Origin of the sequence: Xanthobacter sp. 91, assembly GCF_000702385.1 — a bacterium.
GTDB lineage: Bacteria > Pseudomonadota > Alphaproteobacteria > Rhizobiales > Xanthobacteraceae > Xanthobacter > Xanthobacter aminoxidans.
Genome location: NZ_JNIB01000001.1, coordinates 4,881,154 through 4,900,257 on the forward strand (window position 1 = coordinate 4,881,154; position 19,104 = coordinate 4,900,257).

Genomic DNA, 19,104 nt, shown 5'->3' on the forward strand with positions numbered 1-19,104 from the left:
CCGGGGTGCGGCCGAAGCCGGAGTTCGACCCGTGACAGATGAGACCGCCGCCCAGACCGCCATCATCGTCGGCGCAGGCAAGGGGCTGTCCGCCTCCCTCGCCCGCCGGCTCGCCCGCGAGGGCTTCCGCATCGCCCTCGTGGCGCGCGACGTGGAGAAGCTCGCGCCCCTCATCGCCGAGACCGGCGCCCGCGCCTGGGCGGCCGATGCCCAGGATGCGGCCGCCATCGAAGGCGTATTCGCCGAGGTGGAAAAGGCCTTCGGCCCGCCCGACCTCGTCGTGTTCAACGCCGCCATGCGCTATCGCGGCCCGGTGGAAGTGCTGGACCCGGCCGACGTGATGGACGCCTATTCCGTCGGCGCCTTCGCCGGCTTCCTCACCGCGCAGGCGGCGGCGCGGCGGATGCTGGCGCGGGGCAAGGGCTCGCTCTTCTTCACCGGCGCCACCGCCAGCGTGAAGGCCATGCCCCATTCGGTGCCCTTCTCCATGGCCAAGTTCGCCTTGCGCGCGCTGGCGCAGGGCCTCGCCCGCGAACTCGGGCCGCGCGGCATCCATGTGGCGCACTTCATCCTCGACGGCGGCATCGCCTCGTCGTGGGCGACGGCGGGGGAGCCGGGGCCGGCGGACAAGTGGCTCGATCCCGACGCCATCGCCGAGACCTATCTTGCCGTCCACCGCCAGCACCGCTCGGCCTGGACCTGCGAGCTGGACCTGCGGCCCTGGGTGGAGAAGTTCTGAGGCGCACGCGTTAAGCCTGCCGCCGCCCGTGCATTGTGGCGGGCGGGGCGGCGTGCCATCTTCCGGTCCCAACGACGGGAGGATTTCGTGCCGCATTCCATGGTCAACGGCCGCCAGATCAAGGCCGGCCGCGCCCTGCTCGGCTGGTCGCGCAAGGATCTGGCCGAGCGCACCGGCGTGACCGCCGACACCGTGAAAGTGGTGGAGCAGGATGCCGTCACGCTGGAAGCCCTCTCCTCCACGCGCACCCGCCTGTGCGCCACGCTGGAGGCCGAAGGCATCGCCTTCCTGAACGGCGGCAGCATGGGCGTGCAGATCGTCCCCAGGGACGAAGGCATCCGCGCCCAGGACCTCAACGCCTCCAACGACGACTGACGAGACCCATGATCCTGCACAAATTCGCCGCCCGCCACTGGATCATCGTGGCGATCATCCTCGTCATCGCAACGCTGGCGTATCTCGGCAGCTGGTCGTAAAGCGCTCGTCCGGACATCCGCTCGAAAGGGCGGGCACAGTGCTCCTTCACCCAGTCGCGCCGTCATGGCCGGGCTTGTCCCGGCCATCCACGTCGGGCCGACCGCGCATTGGTCGGATGACTATCCCCAGCCTCACCACGTGGATTGCCCGGGACAAGCCCGGGCATGACGGCCGGATAGGTCAGGCGAGAGCGTAAGGGCGACGAGAAACGGCTCCCGCCCTCACCCCACCAGCAGCAACGCAAACCCATCATAGCCCTTGGCGCCGACGGTCTGCACCGCCGTGGCGGTGAGGCGGGGCTCTGCGCCCGCGATCTCGTAGGTGCGGCGGATGCCGATGACCGAGGCGTCCGTGCTCGCCGCATCGAGCACCCGCCCGGCGCGCACCACGTTGTCGCAGACGATGAGCGTGCCCGGCCGCGACAGGCGCAGCGCCCAATCGAGATAGGCGGGATTGCTCGGCTTGTCGGCGTCGATGAAGATGAGGTCGAACGGCCCCGCCCCTTCCGCCTCCAGCACCGGCAGCGTCTCGATAGCCGGGGCGACGCGCAGGTCGATGCGGTCAGAAAGTCCCGCGCGGGCGAAATTGGCGCGGGCGACTTCGGCATGGTGGGCGTCCGCCTCCAGCGTCACCACCGTGCCACCTTCGGGCAGCGCGCGGGCGAAAAAGAGCGTGCTGTAGCCCCCCAGCGTGCCGATTTCGAGGATGCGCTTCGCACCCATCATCTTCGCGAAGATGTGGAGCATCTGCCCCTGCGCCGCCGAGACGCTGATAGCCGGAAGGCCGGCGGCCTCCGACGCGGCCTGCACGGCGTCGAGCACCGGGTCCGCCGGCAGCAGCTTCTCGACGATGAAGCCGTCCATCTCGTTCCAGAGCGCTTCGTCCATTCCCGCCTCCGTCACAGCATTTGCCGGCGCAAGGAATACCGTTTGCGTGAAGGAAATGCGTCAGGTCCGGACGCTCAGTCCTGGTCGCTCTCCCGCGCGGCGCGGATGGAGAGAACGGCATAGGCCACCACCAGCGCCAGCTCCACCAGCGTGAACAGCATCAGCCGCGTCATGCCGGCCGGCGCCCAGATGCCGAGCACCACCTGCGTCAGCGTCGCCAGGAGCCAGAGCACGATCGCCCAGCCGGCGCGCAGCCACAGGCCGACGCCGGCGATGGGATCGATGATCGCCGCCCAGATCACCGCCGCCTGGGCGGCCATGGGCATGGCCTCGAACCGGCTCGCCGGCCCGTCGCCGATGCCGAGGATCACCGCCCAGTGGATGATGCCTTCCAGCAGCAGGAAGGCCGCGACCCCGCGCAGGAACAGGAACAGCCGCCGCCGCCAGGGCGAGAGATTTTCCCATTGGGCGCGGGCGCTGGCGTCGATGGGATCGTAATGACTCATGTGCCGGGGGCCAGAAGTTCCAGTTCGTCGGGTATGGGATCGAAATGCGCCGCGATGACGGCCGGGTCCACCTCCGCGAGGGTCGCCGGCTGCCATTGGGGCGCGTTGTCGCGATCGACGAGCACCGCGCGCACCCCTTCGTAGAAATCATGCCCCGCCGCGACGCGGTTCACCACCCGGAATTCCAGCTTCAGACAGTCCCCAAGGTCGAGGGCCGGCCCGCGCCGCATCTGCTCCATGGTGATGGAGAGGCTGGTGGGCGACTTGCCGGCGATGTCGGTGAGGAGCGTGGTGGCGAACGCCGCATGGGGGCCCTCGCTTTCCGCCGCCGCCTGCAGCGCGCCGAGGATGCCGGCGAGATGGCCCCGCCCGAAGGCGTCGGCGATGAAGTCCGCGCGGTCGGCGAACGCGCCGGGGCCGGGCTCGATGCGGTGATCGGCGATGATGCGCTCCACGTCGCCGCCCGCGCACAGGGCCTCTTCCAGCGCCGGGAAGGCGGCGCTCGGCACCACGTCGGTCGCAAGGCCGCAGGCGAAGGCTTCGGCGGCGCGGATGCGCGTGCCGGTCAGCGCCAGAAACACGCCGAAGGCGCCGGGCAGGCGCGGCAGCACATGGGTTCCGCCCACATCCGGGAACAGGCCGATATTCACCTCCGGCATGGCGAACAGATATTTGTCGCCCGCCACGCGATGCGCGCCATGGGCCGAGAGGCCGAAGCCGCCGCCCATGCAGATGCCGTCGATGAGCGCCACATAGGGCTTGGGGAAGCTGCCTATATAGTCGTTGAGGACATATTCCTCGCGCCAGAAGGCGAGCGATTCGGCGGTGTTGCCGGCGCGGCCGAGGTCATAGAGCGTGCGCACGTCGCCGCCGGCGCAGAAGGCCTTCTCGCCCGCCGCCTTGATGACCACGCGGGTGACGGCCGGGTCCTGCGCCCATTGCCGCAGGCGCGGCAGTATCTCGCGCACCATGGAGAGGTTGAGCGCATTCAGCGCCTTCGGACGGTTGAGGGTGATGACTCCGGCTTCGCCCTTCACCTCGAGCAGGACTTCAGGCTCCGTGGTCATTCCATCCCTCCCTTGCCGCCGCTGAGCGGCGAACGCCCGCCGGCAGGGTTAGACGCGGCCGGAGGGAGCGTCAACGCGGGCCGGCGCACCGTGGTTGTGCGCGGGCGCACCTTGGGCCGTGCGGCGGCGCACACGCTGAACTTGCCGTGACCCTCTGCCGCGCGCCACTCGCGGGCGGCAGGCCGGGGGTCTATAAGGTCCGCTCGGTGCCCGTTCGCGGGCGAACGAAGAACGAGCGCATCATGCCCCTCTCCCAGCCCCGCCTGCATGCCGTTTCCGAAGCCGAGGCCACCGCCAGCCGGCTCGGCCTCGTCCACCGCCCCCGGCGGAACCGGAAGACGGACTGGGCGCGCCGGCTGGTGCGCGAGGCGACGCTGACGGTCGATGATCTGATCTGGCCGATCTTCGTCATGAACGGCCAGGCCACCCGCACCCCCATTCCCTCCATGCCCGGCGTCGAGCGCCTGACGGTGGACGAGGCGGTGCGCGCGGCCGAGATGGCGGCCAAGCTGAAGATCCCGGCCCTCGCCATCTTCCCCTATATCGACCCCTCCCGCCGCGACCCCACCGGCAGCGAGGCGCTCAACGACAACAACCTCGTCTGCCAGACGCTGCGCGCCATCAAGGCGGAGATCCCCAATCTCGGCCTCATCACCGACGTGGCGTTGGACCCCTTCACCAGCCACGGCCATGACGGCCTGCTGGAGGATGGCCGCATCCTCAATGACGAGACGGTGGAACTCCTCGTGCGTCAGGCGCTGGTGCAGGCCGAAGCCGGGGCGGACGTCATCGCCCCCTCGGACATGATGGACGGCCGCGTCGGCGCCATCCGCGCCGGGCTCGACGCCAACGGCTTCGAGGACGTGCAGATCATGTCCTATGCGGCGAAGTACGCCTCCGCCTTCTACGGCCCGTTCCGCGACGCCATCGGCACCGCCAAGACCCTCTCGGGCGACAAGCGCACCTACCAGATGGACCCCGGCAACGGGCTGGAAGCCATCCGCGAGGCGGCCCTCGATGTCGAGGAAGGCGCGGACATGCTGATGGTGAAGCCCGGCCTGCCCTATCTCGACATCGTGTGGCGTCTGAAGGAGACCTTCGGCCTGCCGACCTTCGCCTATCAGGTGTCCGGCGAGTACGCGATGATCGAGGGCGCCATCCGCAACGGCTGGGTGGACGGCGATCGCATCGTCCCGGAGAGCCTGCTCGCCTTCAAGCGCGCCGGCGCCGACGGTATCCTCACCTATTTCGCGCCGCGCGTGGCGCAGGCTCTGGCCGAACGGGGCTGAGGCCCCTCGCGGGAGAAGACTTATGACCGTGCCCGCGACGGCGCTGGAAATCGACCGGGAAAAGGATCTGCCCGTCACGCTGGCGGACGTGGAGGGCGCGTGGCCGCTGGTCCGCGCCTCCGTGCTGCGCACGCCGACCCTGCGCGCGCCGCGCCTCTCCGCCTTCACCGGCGCCGAGGTCTATGTGAAGTACGAGAACCTTCAGGCCACCGCCTCGTTCAAAGAGCGCGGCGCGCTGGTGAAGCTCTCGCGCCTCACGCCGGACGAGGCCCGGCGCGGCGCCGTGGCCATGTCGGCCGGCAACCATGCGCAGGCGGTGGCCTATCACGGCACGCGGCTCGGCATCTCCACCCTCATCGTGATGCCGGAGACGACGCCGCAGGTGAAGGTGGCCGCCACCGAGGCGTTCGGCGCCGAGGTGGTGCTGTTCGGCGAGACGGTGGCCGACGCCTACGAGGAGGCCGAGCGCATCTCCAAGGCGCAGGGCCGCGTCTTCGTCCATCCCTATGACGATGTGGACGTGATCGCCGGGCAGGGCTCAGTGGCGCTGGAGATGATCGAGGACGGACCGGCCTTCGATGCCGTGCTGGTGCCCATCGGCGGCGGCGGGCTCATCGCCGGCATGGCCGTGGCCTTCGCCGGCCGCTCGCCACAGACGCAGGTGGTGGGCGTCGAGACCCAGCTCTATCCCGCCATGTGGACCGCCATGACCGGCGAGGCCCGCCCCTGCGGCGGGCCGACGCTGGCCGAGGGCATCGCCGTGCGCAATGTGGGGGAGATCACCGCGCAGATCGTGCGGCGCCTCGTGCCCCATGTGGTGCTGGTGGACGAAACCGCGCTGGAGCGGGCGGTGAACGCCTTCCTCATGCACCAGAAGACACTGGCCGAAGGCGCCGGCGCCGCGGGCCTCGCCGCCCTCATCGCCGAGCCCGAGCGCTTCCGGGGCAAGACGGTGGGCCTCGTCGTCTCGGGCGGCAACATCGACCCGCGCATGATCGCCGGCATCCTGCTGCGCGAGCTGGAGCGGGAAGAGCGCATCGTCTCCTTCCGCCTCACCATCCTCGACCGGCCGGGCATGCTGGGGCGCATCGCCACTTTGCTCGGCAAGCTCGGCGCCAACATTCTGGAGGTGCACCACCGCCGCACCTTCCTCGACGTCCCCGCCAAGGGCACCCGCCTCGACCTCACGGTGGAAACGCGCGATCAGGCGCACGCGGAGCTGATCCAGAAGGCGCTGGAGGGTGAGGGGCTGCCGGTGCAGCGGCTGGGGGCCGGCGGGGCGGACTGGTAGGGGGCGTGTCGGGCGCGTTCCGCCGCCCTTATGGGCAACGGCGCTTTCGCTCAGCTCTTAACGTCATGCCCGGGCTTGTCCCGGGTATCCACGTCGGGCCGATGGCGCTCCCGTCCGCAGACTTTTTCCCGGCCGCACCACGTGGATGGCCGAAACCCGCATGTTTGCGGGTTTCGTTCTTGGGGACGGAAGTCGGCAACAGCCGACTTCCGGGACAAGCCCGGCCATGACGGCGGTTCTTGTGCCGGCGCCGCGTGCTCGCGTGGGAGCCAATCTCGCATCCCGGCCGACTGGAGCGGCAGCGGAAGGAGAGCCGGGACCCAGCGCAAGCACGCCCGCGAAGCGGTCAACTCCCGAGAGCCTCAGATCACGAAGCGCCTTCGGCGGACCCTTGCGCTGGGCCCCGGATCAGCGCTCCGGCTATCGCCGTCGCTTGTCCGGGGCTCAGGGGCGTGCCCTGCACGCCCTCTTTGCGCGCTCCCTCAAGCCCGGCCGAACACCCGCTTGAAGATGTTGTCCACGTTCTTGAAGTGGTAGCCGAGGTCGAACTTCTCGTTGATGTCCTCCTCGGACAGGTACTTGCGCACATCCGCGTCTTCCAGAAGGAAGGTGCGGAAGTCGCCCTCGCCGCGCCAGACGCGCATGGCGTTGCGCTGCACGAGGCGATAGCTGTCTTCGCGGCTGGCGCCCTTCTGGGTGAGGGCCAGCAGCACGCGCTGGGAGTGGATGAGACCACCCAGCTTGTCCATGTTCTTCTGCATGTTGTCGGTATGGACGACCAGCTTGTCCATCACGCCGGTGAGGCGCGACAAAGCGAAGTCCAGCGTCACGGTGGAGTCGGGGCCGATCATGCGCTCGACGGAGGAGTGGGAGATGTCCCGCTCGTGCCACAGGGCCACATTCTCCAGCGCCGGGGTCACATAGGCGCGCACCATGCGGGCAAGGCCGGTGAGGTTCTCGGTGAGCACCGGGTTGCGCTTGTGCGGCATGGCCGAGGAGCCCTTCTGCTCGGGGGAGAAATACTCCTCCGCCTCCAGCACCTCGGTGCGCTGGAGATGCCGCACCTCGGTGGCGAGGCGCTCCACGGAGGAGGCAACCACGCCGAGCACGGCGAAGAACATGGCGTGCCGGTCGCGCGGGATGACCTGGGTGGAGACCGTCTCCACCTTCAGCCCCATCTTTTCCGCCACATGGGCCTCAACGGCCGGATCGATATGGGCGAAGGTGCCCACCGCGCCGGAGATGGCGCAGGTGGCGATCTCCTCCCGCGCCGCCACGAGGCGGGCGCGCGAACGCTGGAACTCGGCCGCCGCGATGGCGAGCTTCACGCCGAAGGTGGTCGGCTCGGCATGGATGCCGTGAGAGCGACCCACCGTGGGCGTCAGCTTGAACTCGAACGCCCGGCGTTCGAGCACCGCCAGCAGCTTGTCCACGTCGGCGATGAGCAGGTCGGCGGCCCGGGCGAGCTGCACGGCGAGGCAGGTGTCCAGCACGTCGGACGAGGTCATGCCCTGATGGACGAAGCGCGCTTCCGGCCCCACGAACTCGGCGAGGTGAGTGAGGAAGGCGATGACATCGTGCTTCACCTCGCGCTCGATGGCGTCGATGCGCTCCACGTCGAACTCGGCCTTGCCGCCCAGCTCCCAGATCTTGGCTGCGGCCTCCTTCGGGACGATGCCAAGCTCGGCCATGGCGTCGGCAGCATGGGCCTCGATCTCGAACCAGATGCGGAAGCGGGCCTCGGGGGACCAGATGGAGGCCATTTCCGGCCGGCTGTAACGCGGGATCATGGGGCGGTGCTCGTCAAAATGTCAGGCAGGCGGCTCGTCTAGCAGATGACGGCGGCGGGGGGTAGCCGCGAGGGTCACGCCTTGCGGCGGCCGGCGGCGCTCACACGCCGCGCCAGCGGCAGCATCACCACCGGCAGGAGGTAGATGGGGAATTGCGCTGCCGCAACGTAAAGCCAAGTCTCGTGCGGCAGGACAGCGCCGGTGGCGGCGATCACCACCGCCATGTTGCGATGGCCGCCGCAGAAGCCGAGCATCATCGCATCGCCCGGATCGACGGCGCGGAAGACGAGCGCGGTCGCGCCGAAGCCCAGCAGCGAGACGCAGAAAGCCAGCGCCACCAGCCCCGCCATGAAGGCGGGCTGGTCGAGGAAGGCGTGGGTCACGCCGTCCATCAGCCCCACGGCAAGAAGGCCCAGCAGCACCACGTTGAGCCCGTCGAGATGGGCGGAAATGGCTTCCACCCATTTCAGGCCCAAGAGCCGACGAATGAGGAGGCCGGCCCCCATCGTCCCGCCCACCACCGCGGCGAGCCGCAGCGCCAGCGCCAGCGGATCGAGCGCCAGCGCGCCGCCGGAGAAGTGGAACACCAGCCCCGGCGCGGTGAGCGGCGTCAGCGCCATGCCGCCGAGCATGGTCACGAGCACCAGCCGGGCATCGAGGCCGAGCAGGGCCGCGAAGGCGGGGGCGGACATGATGGGCGGGGCCGAGGCCTGCATGATGAGGGCGAGGACGATGGCGTTGGGCTCGCCCAGAAGCCGCGTCGCCAGCCCCATCGCCAGCGGCAGCACCAGCATGACCCAGGCGCAGGCCAGCACTGCGATGCCTGCACGACGTGCGGTGAAGGCCCCGGCCATGGAGGTGCGCACGAATGCCAGCACCAGCAGCGCGAGGATGGTGGGCACCACCAGCGGCTTCGCCAGCGCCGCGAACGGCGGCACGGCCAGCCCGATGAACACGCTCACCGCCACCGCCGGCGCGCTCCGCCGACCGAGCCACGCCAGAAGGCGCGCACATGCGACCGCGGGCAGGAGGCCGGGGTTCATGGGGCAGTTCTTGCGGGGGAAAACGGCATCGCGCGGGACACAAGCCGTTCTAGCCCCAGCCGGTACTCAAGGGAACCCTTCCCGGCCGCTGAGCGAAGGTGCGGTGCACCGAATGGAGTGCATGTGCCTCCCACACGAACCGGCCAAGCCCCCTCTCCCCTTGCGGGAGAGGGCTGGGGTGAGGGGTGCGTCTCCCCCCGCTCAGCCACCGGGATGGCGGCACCGGCCCCCTCACCCCCAACCCCTCTCCCGCAAGGGGAGAGGGGGGGAACGAGCGGCCCGCCCCGCTCTCGCGCTCCGGACGCACGAAGCGCAGCCGAAGCGCTGATCCGAGGCCCAGCGCAAGAGTTCCCGCGTAGCCGTCATCGCCCGGCTGGTCCGGGCGATCCACGGTTCGGCCCGGAAAATCCTTCGGACATTGCTCCAGCGGCTCGGTGGATCGCCCGGACCAGCCGGGCGATGACAAGCGGATATGATTGCGCTGGACTCCGGATCGGCGCTCCCGCTGCGCCGTCGCTTGTCCGGGCAACGGAGTGCTTGAGGCCCGGGGGCCGCAGCCCCACGGAAACCCACCACTGGCGGCCGGGGCGTGTTCCGGGTAGCGTCCGCAGGAAACCGGAAAGACCCATTGCCGAAGCGCCCCACCAAGCCGCCCACCCGCCATTCCAGCAAGGACGGCCACGCCGCCAGGATAGCGCGCGCAGACAAGACATCGCGCGCGGAAAAGCCGCTGCGCGCGACGAAATCCCGTGCCGCGCGCAAGCAGGCCGCCGCGGCCCATGAGGCGGCGGCGCTTGCCGTTGCGCCGCTGGCCACCGGCGAGATGCCGACAAAGGCGCAGGTGCTGGCCTTCATCGCCTCCCAGAACGGCGAGGTGGGCAAACGCGAGATTGCCCGCGCCTTCGGCCTCTCGCCGGCGCAGAAGGTGGAACTGAAGCAGCTGCTGCGCGACCTCTCGGAAGAAGGCACGGTGAGCCGCGAGCGGCGGCGCCTGCATGTGCCCGGCGCGCTGCCGGCGGTGGTGCTGGCCGACATCGTCTCCCGCGACGGCGACGGCGAGCTGGTGGCCATTCCGGTGGAATGGGACTCCGAGGCCCAGGGCGAGGCGCCGCCCATTCTCGTCCAGGTGCCGCGCCGCGCCTCCGGCCCCGCGCCGGGACTGGCGGACCGGGTGCTGCTGCGCATCGTGGAAGGCTCCATCGAGCATGCGGTCCCCCATGTGGGCCGCGTCATCAAGGTGCTGGAGAAGGCCCGCAAGCAGACCATGGGCATCTTCCGCGCGGCCCCGCAGGGCGGCGGCGGGCGCATCATCCCCATCGACAAGAAGCAGCTCGGCCGCGAATTGCAGGTGCCCCCCGGCGCCGAGCATGAGGCGCAGGACGGCGATCTCGTCACCGTCGAATTGATGCGCCAGCGCGTGTTCGGCCTGCCCACCGCGCGGGTGAAGGAAAAGCTCGGCTCGCTGAACTCCGAGAAGGCGGTGAGCCTCATCGCCATCCACGCCCACGGCATCCCCAACGCCTTCCCGGACGTGGTGGTGAAGGAAGCCGAGGCGGCGAAGCAGATCACCGTGCGCGGCCGCGAGGACTGGCGCGACCTGCCCCTCGTCACCATCGACCCGCCCGACGCCAAGGACCATGACGACGCCGTGCATGCGGCGGCGGACGAGGATGGCGGCTATATCGTCACCGTCGCCATTGCCGACGTCTCGGCCTATGTGCGTCCCGGCACGGCGCTGGACCGCGAGGCGCTCATTCGCGGCAATTCGGTCTATTTCCCCGATCGCGTCGTGCCCATGCTGCCGGAGCGCATCTCCAACGACCTGTGCTCCCTGCGCCCCAGCGAGGACCGGCCGGCGCTGGCGGTGCGCCTCGTCATCGGCGCGGATGGGCGCAAGCGCAGCCACAGCTTCCACCGTATCCTCATGCGCTCGGCCGGCAAGCTCGCCTATGCGCAGGCGCAGAACGCCATCGAAGGCCGCACCGACGACATCACCGATCCGCTGGTGGAGGGCGTGCTCAAGCCGCTCTATGCGGCCTATGCCTGCGTGAAGAAGGCCCGCGACGCCCGCCAGCCGCTCGATCTCGATTTGCCCGAGCGCAAGATCATCCTCAAGCCCGACGGCACGGTGGACCGGGTGGTGGTGCCGGAGCGCCTCGATGCTCACCGGCTCATCGAGGAATTCATGATCCTCGCCAACGTCGCCGCCGCCGAGACGCTGGAGGAGAAGAAGACCCCCCTCATCTACCGCGTCCATGACGGCCCGACGCTGGCCAAGCTCTCGGCCCTGCGCGACTTCCTGAAGACGCTGGACATCGGCCTGCCCAAGACAGACCAGGTGCGCCCCTCCCACTTCAACCGCATCCTGGACGAGGTGAAGGACACGGACGCCGCCCCGCTGGTGAATCAGGTGATCCTGCGCAGCCAGAGCCAGGCGGAATATGCCTCCGAGAATTACGGCCATTTCGGCCTGAATCTCCGCCGCTACGCGCATTTCACCTCGCCCATCCGCCGCTATGCGGACCTCATCGTCCATCGCGGCCTCGTGCGGGCGCTGGGTGTGGGCAAGGACGGGCTGCCGGAAGACGCGACCGTCGAGAGCCTCGGCGAGGTGGCGGCTGCCATTTCCGTTACGGAACGTCGCGCCATGGCGGCGGAGCGGGAGACGGTGGACCGGCTCATCGCCCATCATCTGGCGGACCAGATCGGCGCCACCTTCAACGCCCGCATCACCGGGGCGACCAAGGCGGGACTCTTCGTCGCGCTCGACATCACCGGGGCGGACGGCTTCATTCCCGCCTCAACCCTGGGCCAGGACTATTACCGGTACGACGAAGTGCGGCAGGCGCTGGTGGGAGACCGTACCGGCGAGATGCACCGCATCGGCGACCGGGTGGAGGTCAAGCTGGTGGAGGCCGCGCCGGTCGCCGGAGCACTGCGGTTTGAGCTTCTGAGCGAAGGCTCCTATGTAAAGGGCCCGCGCGGGGGTGGCCCCCAGCGCCGCGGCGCGCCCTCCGGGTTCGCGGGCCGGCCGGGGAGATCCGCGCCGGGCCGTGCGAAAGCGGGCAAGGCAGGTTCCGGAAAGGCCGGCTCTGGCAAGGCCAAGCCGGGACCCGGCCGGCGCTGAGGCGTCCGGCCGATAAAACGTTGGAGAAGCGCGCTCCTCAGGGGCGACCGAGAGGTTCAGGACCGTGACCACGCCGACCGGCATGACCGTGACCCAGAAGCTGGCGACGCCCGAAGAGGCGGCGGCCAGCGAGGCCGCGGGCGCGCCCGGCGGCGCGTTCGAGCTTCCCCCGCCCCGCCGCGAGGTGCCCGGTGCCCTGATGCGCGGCGCGCGCGGCCTGTGCCCCGCCTGCGGCGCCGGCCGCATGTTTTCCAGCTATCTGAAGGTCTCGCCCTTCTGCGCCACCTGCGGCGAGGAGCTGTACCACCACCGCGCCGACGACGCGCCGCCTTATGCGGTGATCTTCGTGGTGGGCCACATCGTGGTGCCGCTGATGGTGCTGGTGGAGGAATTGTACCGGCCGGAGCTGTGGGTGCACCTCTCCCTCTGGCTGCCGCTGACGCTGGTGCTCTGCCTCGCCCTGCTACCGCCGCTGAAGGGCATGCTGGTGAACCTGCAATGGGCGCTGCGCATGCACGGCTTCGATTCCGGCAGTGAGGAACGGGAGGCGCCCCCCGAGGGTGCCGTCCGCCCCGTCATCCGTGCCGTCCGTCCGATACTCTGAGCATCATGAACGATTTTGCTACCCGCCTGACCGAAGCCGAGCGCCTTCAGGCTTCTCCCAACGTGCGCCCGCGCGACGCCGCCACCCTCATCCTGCTCGACAGCAAGGGCAAGAAGCCCCGCGTGCTGATGGGCCGGCGGCATCCCAAGCTCAAGTTCCTGCCGGGCGTCTACGTGTTTCCCGGCGGCAGGCTGGAGAAGTCCGACAAGGCCATGCCGGTCTATGGCTGCCTCGATCCGGACAGTGAACGCCGGCTGATGGCCCACGTGCAGCGCCCGAGCCTCGGCCGCGCGCGCGGCCTCGCCGCCGCCGCCATCCGTGAGATGTATGAGGAAACCGGTCTCCTAGTGGGCACCAAGGAGTGCGGCGCCCCCGAATCCCCCGGTGACGACTGGCGCGCGTTCGAGGAGCGCGGGGTGTTCCCCGATCTTGGCGCCCTCACCTTCGTCGCCCGCGCCATCACACCGCCCCGGCGCCCCCGGCGCTTCGACACCCGCTTCTTCATCGCCGACGCCACGGCCGTCTGCGACGAGGTGAAGGGGCTGGTGGGCGAGGAGTCCGAACTCATCGACCTTGCATGGCTGACCTTCGCGGAGACGGAGAAGCAGGAGCTTCCCACCATCACCCGCGTGGTGCTTGAGGAACTGGCCGCCCGCATCGATGCCGGCTTCGGCCCGCGGCTGCCGGTGCCCTCCTACGCCATGGTCCGCGGACGCTTCGTCCGCACCCTCCTGGATTGAAGCCGAACGCGATGCATGCTCCCCACGGGTCCCTCGGCCACATGAGCCGGACGGCCTCCATCGCGGCCGCCATCTCCGCCATCACGGTGGTGGGCGTCGGCATCAGCCTGTCCATTCCCCTGCTGGCGCTGGAGCTGGAATCGCGCGGCGTCACCGGCAAGTGGATCGGCATCAACACGGCGGTGGCCGGCATCGCCACCATCTTCACCGCGCCCTTCGTGCCGCTCATGGTGCGCAAGATCGGGCTGCGCGCGCTGCTGGTCGGCGCCATCGTGCTCGCCGCGGCGAGCCTCGTGGGATTCAAGGCGGCGCCGTCCTTCCTCATGTGGTTCCCGCTGCGCTTCGCCTTCGGCGCGGCCTTGTGCATCCTGTTCGCGGTCTCGGAATTCTGGATCAATGCCCTCGCCCCGCCCAACCGGCGCGGGCTCATCATGGGCATCTACGCCACCGCGCTGTCGCTGGGCGCGGCGCTGGGGCCGACCATGCTCAGCGTGCTCGGCGCCTCCGGCTGGGCGCCCTACCTCGCCGGCGCGGTCGTGCTGCTGCTGGGCGCCATTCCCATCCTGCTGGCGCGGGGAATCACCCCCCGCATCCATGACGACAGCCATCACGGCGTGCTCACCTTCGTGCGGCGATCGCCCTCGGCGGTGCTGGCGGCACTGGTGTTCGGCGCCATCGAGACGGCGGTGATGACCTTCCTGCCGCTCTACGGCCTGCGCCTCGGCCTCGCCGAGACCAGCGCGGCGCTGCTGCTGACGGCGGCGGTGCTGGGCAACGTCGCCTTCCAGATCCCCATCGGCCTCATCAGCGACAAGGTGGACCGGCGGGTGCTGCTGCTCTGCTGCTCGCTGGCGGGCGCGGCGGGCGCCTTCACTTTGCCGTTCGTGCCGGTGTCGAGCCCGTGGTTCCTGGCCATGATCTTCCTCGCCACGGGCGTGGTGGGCTCGCTCTACACGGTCGGCCTCGCCCATCTCGGCGAGCGATTCCATGGCGCGGACCTCGCAGCGGCCAATGCGGCGTTCGTGATGCTCTATTCCGTGGGCCTCATCGCCGGCCCGCCGCTGGCCGGCGCCGGCATGGACCTCTACAACCCCTATGGCTTCGCCTTCGTCATCTCCACCATGCTGGCCGTCTATGCGGCCATCGTCGCCGTGCGGCTGATGATGCGCGGTCGGAGGGAGGCGTGATCCAGCGGAAGGGTCGCCCACCCTTGACATTAGGGGCGCATTGAGAGAGTTTCCGCGCCCACGAGCCGCCGGAGACCGGCAGCGCGTCCGTTCTTCTTTTCGCCACCTCACGGTTTGCAAAAACCAGACGGTCGCACGCCGCACGCGGCACCCAGGGATCAAGACATGGCCAAGGCTGCAACCATCAAGATCAAGCTCCTGTCCTCGGCGGACACGGGCGTGTTCTACGTCACCAAGAAGAATTCCCGCACCAAGACCGACAAGATCGTGCTCAAGAAGTACGACCCGGTGGTGCGCAAGCACGTCGAGTTCCGCGAGACCAAGATCAAGTGATCCGCGCTGCGGCGCTGGACAACGGCGCCGCGCGGCTTACAATCCAAGGTTCATCGTGACTGGACAGGGCACCCTCCGGGTGCCCTTTTCTTTTGGGCGAGTCGCTTTGTGCGTCATGCTCCGGCTTGTCCGGGGCATCCACTTCGCCATTTGGCCGGCGCTCAGAACCTGACGCGCGATCGGCGGAAGGGTGGATCCCCCGCACGAGGCGGGGGATGACAGCGAGACTGAAGGCCTGCAATCCATCCCGGGAGGACGTTCGCAGCGACGTCTACCGTCCCTGCCGCAGTGCGTTGAGGACGGTGAGCGAGGCGTAGCCGTCTGCCGGCGTGATTCCCGCCTTCTGCTGGAAGGCGCGCACCGCCCGCATGGTGTCGGCGCCCACGCGCCCGTCGGAGCCGCCGGTGTTGAAGCCCGCCGCCGTGAGGCGCTGCTGGATCTCCTGGATCTCCGCCAGCGTCAGCGCCCGCTCGCCGCCGGGCCAGGAGGCGACGAACGGCCCCTCCCCCATCACCCGGTCGCCCAGATGCACCACCGCCAGCGCATAGTTGGACGAGGGGTTGTAGGAGCGCACCGCATAGAAATTGTGGAGCAGCAGCAGCGCCGGCCCGCCGGGACCGCCCGGCAGCCAGAGCCGCGCCGGCTCGTCATAGGCGGAGAGCGACTGTCCCTCGATGGTGGTGAGGCCGAGTTCGCCCCACTGGGAGAGCGGGCGGCGCGTCTTGTTGTCGGCGAGGTCGGAATTGAAATTGCCGGGCAGCTTCGCCTCGAAGCCCCACGGCTCGCCGCGCCGGTACTTGCCGCGCTTCACCAGATAGTTGGCGGTGCCGGCCAGCGCGTCGTCCGGCTTGCCGAAGGGCGAGATGCGCCCGTCGCCGTCGAAATCCACGCCCATGTTGAGCCACACCTCGGGCATCCACTGGGTGTGGCCCATGGCGCCGGCCCACGAGCCGGTCATCTCCTGCGGCGTGCCCCAGCCGCGCTCGACGATGACGAGGGCGTTGAGAAGCTCCGCCTCCCAGTATTTGCGCCGCCGCGCATCGCCCCACGCCAGCGCCGCCAGCGAATTGAAGATGGGCTTCATGTGCTTGGGATTGTCGAGCACCTCGCCATAGGCGCTCTCCATGCCCCAATAGCCGAGCATCACCCGGCGATCGACGCCGAACGCCTGCTCGATTCGATCAAACAGGCCGGAATATTGCCGCGCCTTCTGCTTGCCGGTGGCGATGCGCCAGTCGGAGACGCGGCGGTTGAGATATTGCCAGGACTGCTCGGTGAACTCTTCCTGGTTGCGGTCCTGCGCATAGACCGAGGTGTCCGGCTTCAGGCCGCCGAACACCTTGTTGTAGGTGGCATCCGACACGCCGCGGGCGCGGGCCCGGGCGCGGAAGGTCTCGACCCATTTGGGAAAGGGCTGCGCCGCCTGCTGGGCGAAGACGGGCGGGGCGAGAAGCCCGGCACCTGCCAGAAATGCGCTCCCCGCGAGACCGAGGGTGAAGGCGCGGCGGCCGATGAGGAGGCGGGATCGGTCGTCGGTCATGGTTCCTCGGCGGGATCAGCTGGGGGAGGCGAACGGCCGGGCGGAGGCCAGCACCTCGGGATCGGCCACGGTGCGGCCGACGATGGCGGTGACACGCTCCGGCTCGAACGGCCGCAGCGTGGAGATAAGGCGCACGGGCGCCGTATCGGGCGGCGCCACGGCCGGGCCGATGAGCTGCGTCACCCGCCGGGCGATGGCGGGCGCGGGATCGATCCAGGTGACGGGCCACGGCGCGAGGCGCTCGAAGCGGTCCACCAGCAGCGGATAATGGGTGCAGGCCAGCACCACCGTGTCGGTGCGCCGGCCGCCGGCGGAGACGAAGCAGGGCGCGATCTCAGCGGCGATGTCCTCGTCGTCCACCGGATCGCCCGATATGGCTGCCTCGGCGAGGCCGGCGAGCCGGTCGCTGGGCACGAGGGCCACGTCGCAGCCCTGCGCGAACTCGCGCACCAGCCCCGCCGTATAGTCCCGCCGCACGGTGCCGGGGGTGGCGAGCACGCTGACCCGTTTCGTGCGGGAGGCCATGCAGGCCGGCTTGATGGCTGGGACCGTGCCGATGAAGGGCAGCGCATGGCGCGCGCGCAGGCTCGGCAGCGCCAGCGTGGAAATCGTGTTGCACGCGATGACCACCAGATCGGGCGAAACGTCCGCGATCAGCCGGTCCACCACATGGCCGACACGCTCCAGCATCACGTCGTCAGTGAGGGCGCCATAGGGAAAGGCCGCGTCATCCGCCGCATAGACGAGCCGCGCATCCGGCCGGGCCTTGGCCACCTCGCGGAAGACGGACAGCCCGCCCACCCCCGAATCGAACACAAGAATGGTCGGCGCGACGCCGGGATGGGACGCGGTCGCGGTCGCGGTCAGCGGGGCGGCGAGGGAGGTCACGGCGGAACTCTCGATGGCAGCGTGTGCCATGGCTTATCCTCAATAGCGCAGGCGAGATTGTGACCGCGCCATCGTAAAGGAAGGGTGAGCGTGGAGGCGGTTGGGATGACGCCTGCTGCTCGCGCACGACCTGAAGACGGGAAGCCGCGCTCAAGCAAGCCAACCAAAAGCGCGCCGGACAAAGGCGCGGCCATCGGCATGGACGGGATCAGCATGCGCCATCACCACGCGCTCGACCGGCCATTCCAGGATGCGTTCAAGCCCCCTTCTGGCGGCGGCGCGGTCCACGAAGGCGACACGGAATTTCCTCGGAACCTGCGGCTCGGGCGCGGTCATCAGGTCCATCTTGGCGACCCAGGCACGCCAGCCGGTGAACCAGGTCGGAGCAAAGTGCTGGATGAGGTCAGTGACGAGGAGCGTGGCGCTGGGACGATGGAAGAAGAGCACCTCGGTGGTGATCAGATTGCCATGCATCGGCGTCTGGTCGATGTCGGCAGCCCAGTCCGAGGGGGGCTCTTCGCCGAGGTCGACCGCGATATGGAGGTCAGGGCGACGTTGGCGAAGCCCTGGGGCGGCATGGATGCGGGCGGCGGGATAGGTCGCCTGCCATTCGCCGAGAAACCGGTCGTGCAGGGTGTTCGGAGCGATCAGGTACCGCACGGGACCGAGGGCGTCGACCTCGCGCCGCAGCGCATCGGACAGCGCGACGGGCGACCAGATGAACAGCGATCCTTCCGTCAGCCGGACCACCGCCATGCGGGTGGGATAGTGGAAGCCGCCGCCGGCCGTGACGACCGGCCCGTCGGCGATCCAGAGGTTCGGTCCTAAAGCCTGCAAAGCCGTCATGCGGCGACCTTTCGATTGCGAGGGCGCGTAAGCGCGCGCAAATTAGCATACACGCCTGTATAAAATTACACATGAGTATAATTATGCCCAGCGTCAAGCGAACCGACCGGTCGCGCGGCCTTATCCTCGATGCCGCTGACCGCGTGTTCCGCGAAAAGGGCTTCGCGGCGGCATCGGTGGAGGAGATCGCCTCCCGCGCGGGGCTGACCCGCAAGACGGTCTACAACCTGTTCGGTTCCAAGGAGGAGATCGCGCACCACCTGATCGCGCGGGCCGAAGCGCAGGATCAGGGCTATCGCGCCCGTATGGCGGCAGGCGAGGATGCGCTGGGCCTGCTGGAGACGATCCTGTTGGACAGCGCCGACTGGTGCCTCGCCAATCCTTCACTCGCCCGACTGGCGCTGGCGCCAGCGGAGCGGCCGCGCCTGGAGCCGCCCGCGGATCGGTCGTCCTTTCAAGGGTTGGTTCGGGATGTGCTGCTGCTCGGTCAGCGCCAGGCCGTGATCCGCGCGGATGAGGACGCCAACTTCATGAGCCTGGTGCTGCTGGGCGTCTACGGTCAGGCGATGCTGACGGCATTGGCCGGCGGACCGTTCGACGCGAAAGACATTGTGCGCCTGATCCGGATCGTGGTGGAGGGCATCGGGCGCGCCAGAACGGATCAGGATGTCCCCGCCCCACCGAAACGTCAGCGCCGTTGACGCTTGACATGCGCTATATCTGAACGAATATAGCTCTATTGCACAAGCG

The 19,104-nt window shown here is 69.3% G+C and carries 18 protein-coding genes; 10 read left to right on the forward strand and 8 right to left on the reverse strand.

What is annotated here, in order from left to right; translation table 11 throughout:
- Positions 1 to 31 precede the first annotated feature (31 nt).
- Positions 32 to 739 carry an SDR family NAD(P)-dependent oxidoreductase gene (locus A37E_RS0122815; protein WP_029558724.1) on the forward strand — a complete coding sequence of 236 codons (708 nt, stop codon included), beginning with the start codon at positions 32 to 34 and terminating at the stop codon, positions 737 to 739.
- 87 nt (positions 740 to 826) lie between these two features.
- Positions 827 to 1,114 (forward strand): helix-turn-helix transcriptional regulator, encoded by a 288-nt coding sequence (locus A37E_RS0122820; protein WP_051679276.1) that lies wholly within the window; start codon positions 827 to 829, stop codon positions 1,112 to 1,114.
- Between the two features lie 323 nt (positions 1,115 to 1,437).
- Here A37E_RS0122820 and A37E_RS0122830 read toward each other — a convergent pair whose 3' ends face one another.
- The 3 genes from A37E_RS0122830 to A37E_RS0122840 all read right to left on the reverse strand — a co-directional run bounded on the left by A37E_RS0122830 (position 1,438) and on the right by A37E_RS0122840 (position 3,676).
- A complete protein-coding gene (locus A37E_RS0122830) occupies positions 1,438 to 2,103 on the reverse strand; it encodes an O-methyltransferase (protein ID WP_029558726.1) in 666 nt (221 codons plus the stop codon).
- 74 nt (positions 2,104 to 2,177) lie between these two features.
- Positions 2,178 to 2,609: a DUF6163 family protein gene (locus A37E_RS0122835; RefSeq protein WP_024278796.1), complete on the reverse strand. Its 432-nt coding sequence runs from the start codon at positions 2,607 to 2,609 to the stop codon at positions 2,178 to 2,180.
- Positions 2,606 to 3,676: an enoyl-CoA hydratase/isomerase family protein gene (locus A37E_RS0122840; RefSeq protein WP_029558727.1), complete on the reverse strand. Its 1,071-nt coding sequence runs from the start codon at positions 3,674 to 3,676 to the stop codon at positions 2,606 to 2,608. Before A37E_RS0122840 ends, A37E_RS0122835 begins: the two co-directional genes overlap by 4 nt.
- A gap of 242 nt (positions 3,677 to 3,918) precedes the next feature.
- Here A37E_RS0122840 and hemB point away from each other — a divergent pair, with 242 nt between their 5' ends.
- Together hemB and A37E_RS0122850 are read left to right on the forward strand one after the other, a co-directional pair.
- Complete coding sequence (hemB, locus tag A37E_RS0122845) at positions 3,919 to 4,965, forward strand: porphobilinogen synthase (protein WP_024278794.1); 1,047 nt, start codon at positions 3,919 to 3,921, stop codon at positions 4,963 to 4,965.
- A gap of 22 nt (positions 4,966 to 4,987) precedes the next feature.
- Positions 4,988 to 6,256, forward strand: a complete 1,269-nt coding sequence (locus A37E_RS0122850) for a threonine ammonia-lyase (RefSeq protein ID WP_051679277.1) — start codon at positions 4,988 to 4,990, stop codon at positions 6,254 to 6,256.
- Between the two features lie 482 nt (positions 6,257 to 6,738).
- Here A37E_RS0122850 and purB read toward each other — a convergent pair whose 3' ends face one another.
- Positions 6,739 to 8,046, reverse strand: a complete 1,308-nt coding sequence (gene purB / locus A37E_RS0122855; RefSeq protein ID WP_029558729.1) for an adenylosuccinate lyase — start codon at positions 8,044 to 8,046, stop codon at positions 6,739 to 6,741.
- A 74-nt stretch (positions 8,047 to 8,120) separates the two neighbouring features.
- Positions 8,121 to 9,089, reverse strand: a complete 969-nt coding sequence (locus A37E_RS0122860) for a hypothetical protein (RefSeq protein WP_029558730.1) — start codon at positions 9,087 to 9,089, stop codon at positions 8,121 to 8,123.
- An 823-nt stretch (positions 9,090 to 9,912) separates the two neighbouring features.
- On the opposite strand from A37E_RS0122860, the gene rnr reads away from it, so the two are divergent.
- The 5 genes from rnr to rpmG all read left to right on the forward strand — a co-directional run bounded on the left by rnr (position 9,913) and on the right by rpmG (position 15,080).
- A complete protein-coding gene (gene rnr, locus A37E_RS0122865; RefSeq protein ID WP_029558731.1) occupies positions 9,913 to 12,216 on the forward strand; it encodes a ribonuclease R in 2,304 nt (767 codons plus the stop codon).
- 64 nt (positions 12,217 to 12,280) lie between these two features.
- Positions 12,281 to 12,820 (forward strand): DUF983 domain-containing protein, encoded by a 540-nt coding sequence (locus A37E_RS25585; protein ID WP_348550891.1) that lies wholly within the window; start codon positions 12,281 to 12,283, stop codon positions 12,818 to 12,820.
- A 5-nt stretch (positions 12,821 to 12,825) separates the two neighbouring features.
- Entirely contained in the window at positions 12,826 to 13,560 is a 735-nt protein-coding gene (locus A37E_RS0122875) for an NUDIX hydrolase (protein ID WP_024278788.1), read from the forward strand.
- A 41-nt stretch (positions 13,561 to 13,601) separates the two neighbouring features.
- Positions 13,602 to 14,747, forward strand: coding sequence for an MFS transporter (locus A37E_RS0122880; protein ID WP_245279407.1), 1,146 nt, complete (start codon positions 13,602 to 13,604; stop codon positions 14,745 to 14,747).
- 165 nt (positions 14,748 to 14,912) lie between these two features.
- A complete protein-coding gene (gene rpmG / locus A37E_RS0122885) occupies positions 14,913 to 15,080 on the forward strand; it encodes a 50S ribosomal protein L33 (protein WP_012115832.1) in 168 nt (55 codons plus the stop codon).
- Between the two features lie 271 nt (positions 15,081 to 15,351).
- Here the strand turns inward: rpmG and A37E_RS0122890 are convergent, their stop codons facing one another.
- The 3 genes from A37E_RS0122890 to A37E_RS0122900 form a co-directional block, all read right to left on the reverse strand.
- Positions 15,352 to 16,620, reverse strand: coding sequence for a lytic murein transglycosylase (locus A37E_RS0122890; RefSeq protein WP_029558735.1), 1,269 nt, complete (start codon positions 16,618 to 16,620; stop codon positions 15,352 to 15,354).
- A 15-nt stretch (positions 16,621 to 16,635) separates the two neighbouring features.
- Positions 16,636 to 17,538, reverse strand: coding sequence for a glutamate racemase (gene murI, locus A37E_RS0122895; protein WP_081837735.1), 903 nt, complete (start codon positions 17,536 to 17,538; stop codon positions 16,636 to 16,638).
- A 120-nt stretch (positions 17,539 to 17,658) separates the two neighbouring features.
- Positions 17,659 to 18,354 carry a DUF4336 domain-containing protein gene (locus A37E_RS0122900; protein ID WP_029558737.1) on the reverse strand — a complete coding sequence of 232 codons (696 nt, stop codon included), beginning with the start codon at positions 18,352 to 18,354 and terminating at the stop codon, positions 17,659 to 17,661.
- A gap of 83 nt (positions 18,355 to 18,437) precedes the next feature.
- Between A37E_RS0122900 and A37E_RS0122905 the strand changes: the two genes are divergently transcribed.
- Entirely contained in the window at positions 18,438 to 19,055 is a 618-nt protein-coding gene (locus A37E_RS0122905) for a TetR/AcrR family transcriptional regulator (protein ID WP_081837736.1), read from the forward strand.
- The last annotated feature ends 49 nt before the right edge of the window (positions 19,056 to 19,104 follow it).

What these genes read in the sequence shown, in the direction of transcription:
- A37E_RS0122830 (WP_029558726.1), bottom strand. Translation starts at nt 2,103, where the DNA reads ATGGACGAAGCGCTCTGGAACGAGATGGACGGCTTCATCGTCGAGAAG.
- A37E_RS0122835 (WP_024278796.1), bottom strand. Translation starts at nt 2,609, where the DNA reads ATGAGTCATTACGATCCCATCGACGCCAGCGCCCGCGCCCAATGGGAA.
- A37E_RS0122840 (WP_029558727.1), bottom strand. Translation starts at nt 3,676, where the DNA reads ATGACCACGGAGCCTGAAGTCCTGCTCGAGGTGAAGGGCGAAGCCGGA.
- hemB (WP_024278794.1), top strand. Translation starts at nt 3,919, where the DNA reads ATGCCCCTCTCCCAGCCCCGCCTGCATGCCGTTTCCGAAGCCGAGGCC.
- A37E_RS0122850 (WP_051679277.1), top strand. Translation starts at nt 4,988, where the DNA reads ATGACCGTGCCCGCGACGGCGCTGGAAATCGACCGGGAAAAGGATCTG.
- purB (WP_029558729.1), bottom strand. Translation starts at nt 8,046, where the DNA reads ATGATCCCGCGTTACAGCCGGCCGGAAATGGCCTCCATCTGGTCCCCC.
- A37E_RS0122860 (WP_029558730.1), bottom strand. Translation starts at nt 9,089, where the DNA reads ATGAACCCCGGCCTCCTGCCCGCGGTCGCATGTGCGCGCCTTCTGGCG.
- rnr (WP_029558731.1), top strand. Translation starts at nt 9,913, where the DNA reads ATGCCGACAAAGGCGCAGGTGCTGGCCTTCATCGCCTCCCAGAACGGC.
- A37E_RS0122875 (WP_024278788.1), top strand. Translation starts at nt 12,826, where the DNA reads ATGAACGATTTTGCTACCCGCCTGACCGAAGCCGAGCGCCTTCAGGCT.
- A37E_RS0122880 (WP_245279407.1), top strand. Translation starts at nt 13,602, where the DNA reads ATGAGCCGGACGGCCTCCATCGCGGCCGCCATCTCCGCCATCACGGTG.
- rpmG (WP_012115832.1), top strand. Translation starts at nt 14,913, where the DNA reads ATGGCCAAGGCTGCAACCATCAAGATCAAGCTCCTGTCCTCGGCGGAC.
- A37E_RS0122890 (WP_029558735.1), bottom strand. Translation starts at nt 16,620, where the DNA reads ATGACCGACGACCGATCCCGCCTCCTCATCGGCCGCCGCGCCTTCACC.
- murI (WP_081837735.1), bottom strand. Translation starts at nt 17,538, where the DNA reads ATGGCACACGCTGCCATCGAGAGTTCCGCCGTGACCTCCCTCGCCGCC.
- A37E_RS0122900 (WP_029558737.1), bottom strand. Translation starts at nt 18,354, where the DNA reads ATGACGGCTTTGCAGGCTTTAGGACCGAACCTCTGGATCGCCGACGGG.
- A37E_RS0122905 (WP_081837736.1), top strand. Translation starts at nt 18,438, where the DNA reads ATGCCCAGCGTCAAGCGAACCGACCGGTCGCGCGGCCTTATCCTCGAT.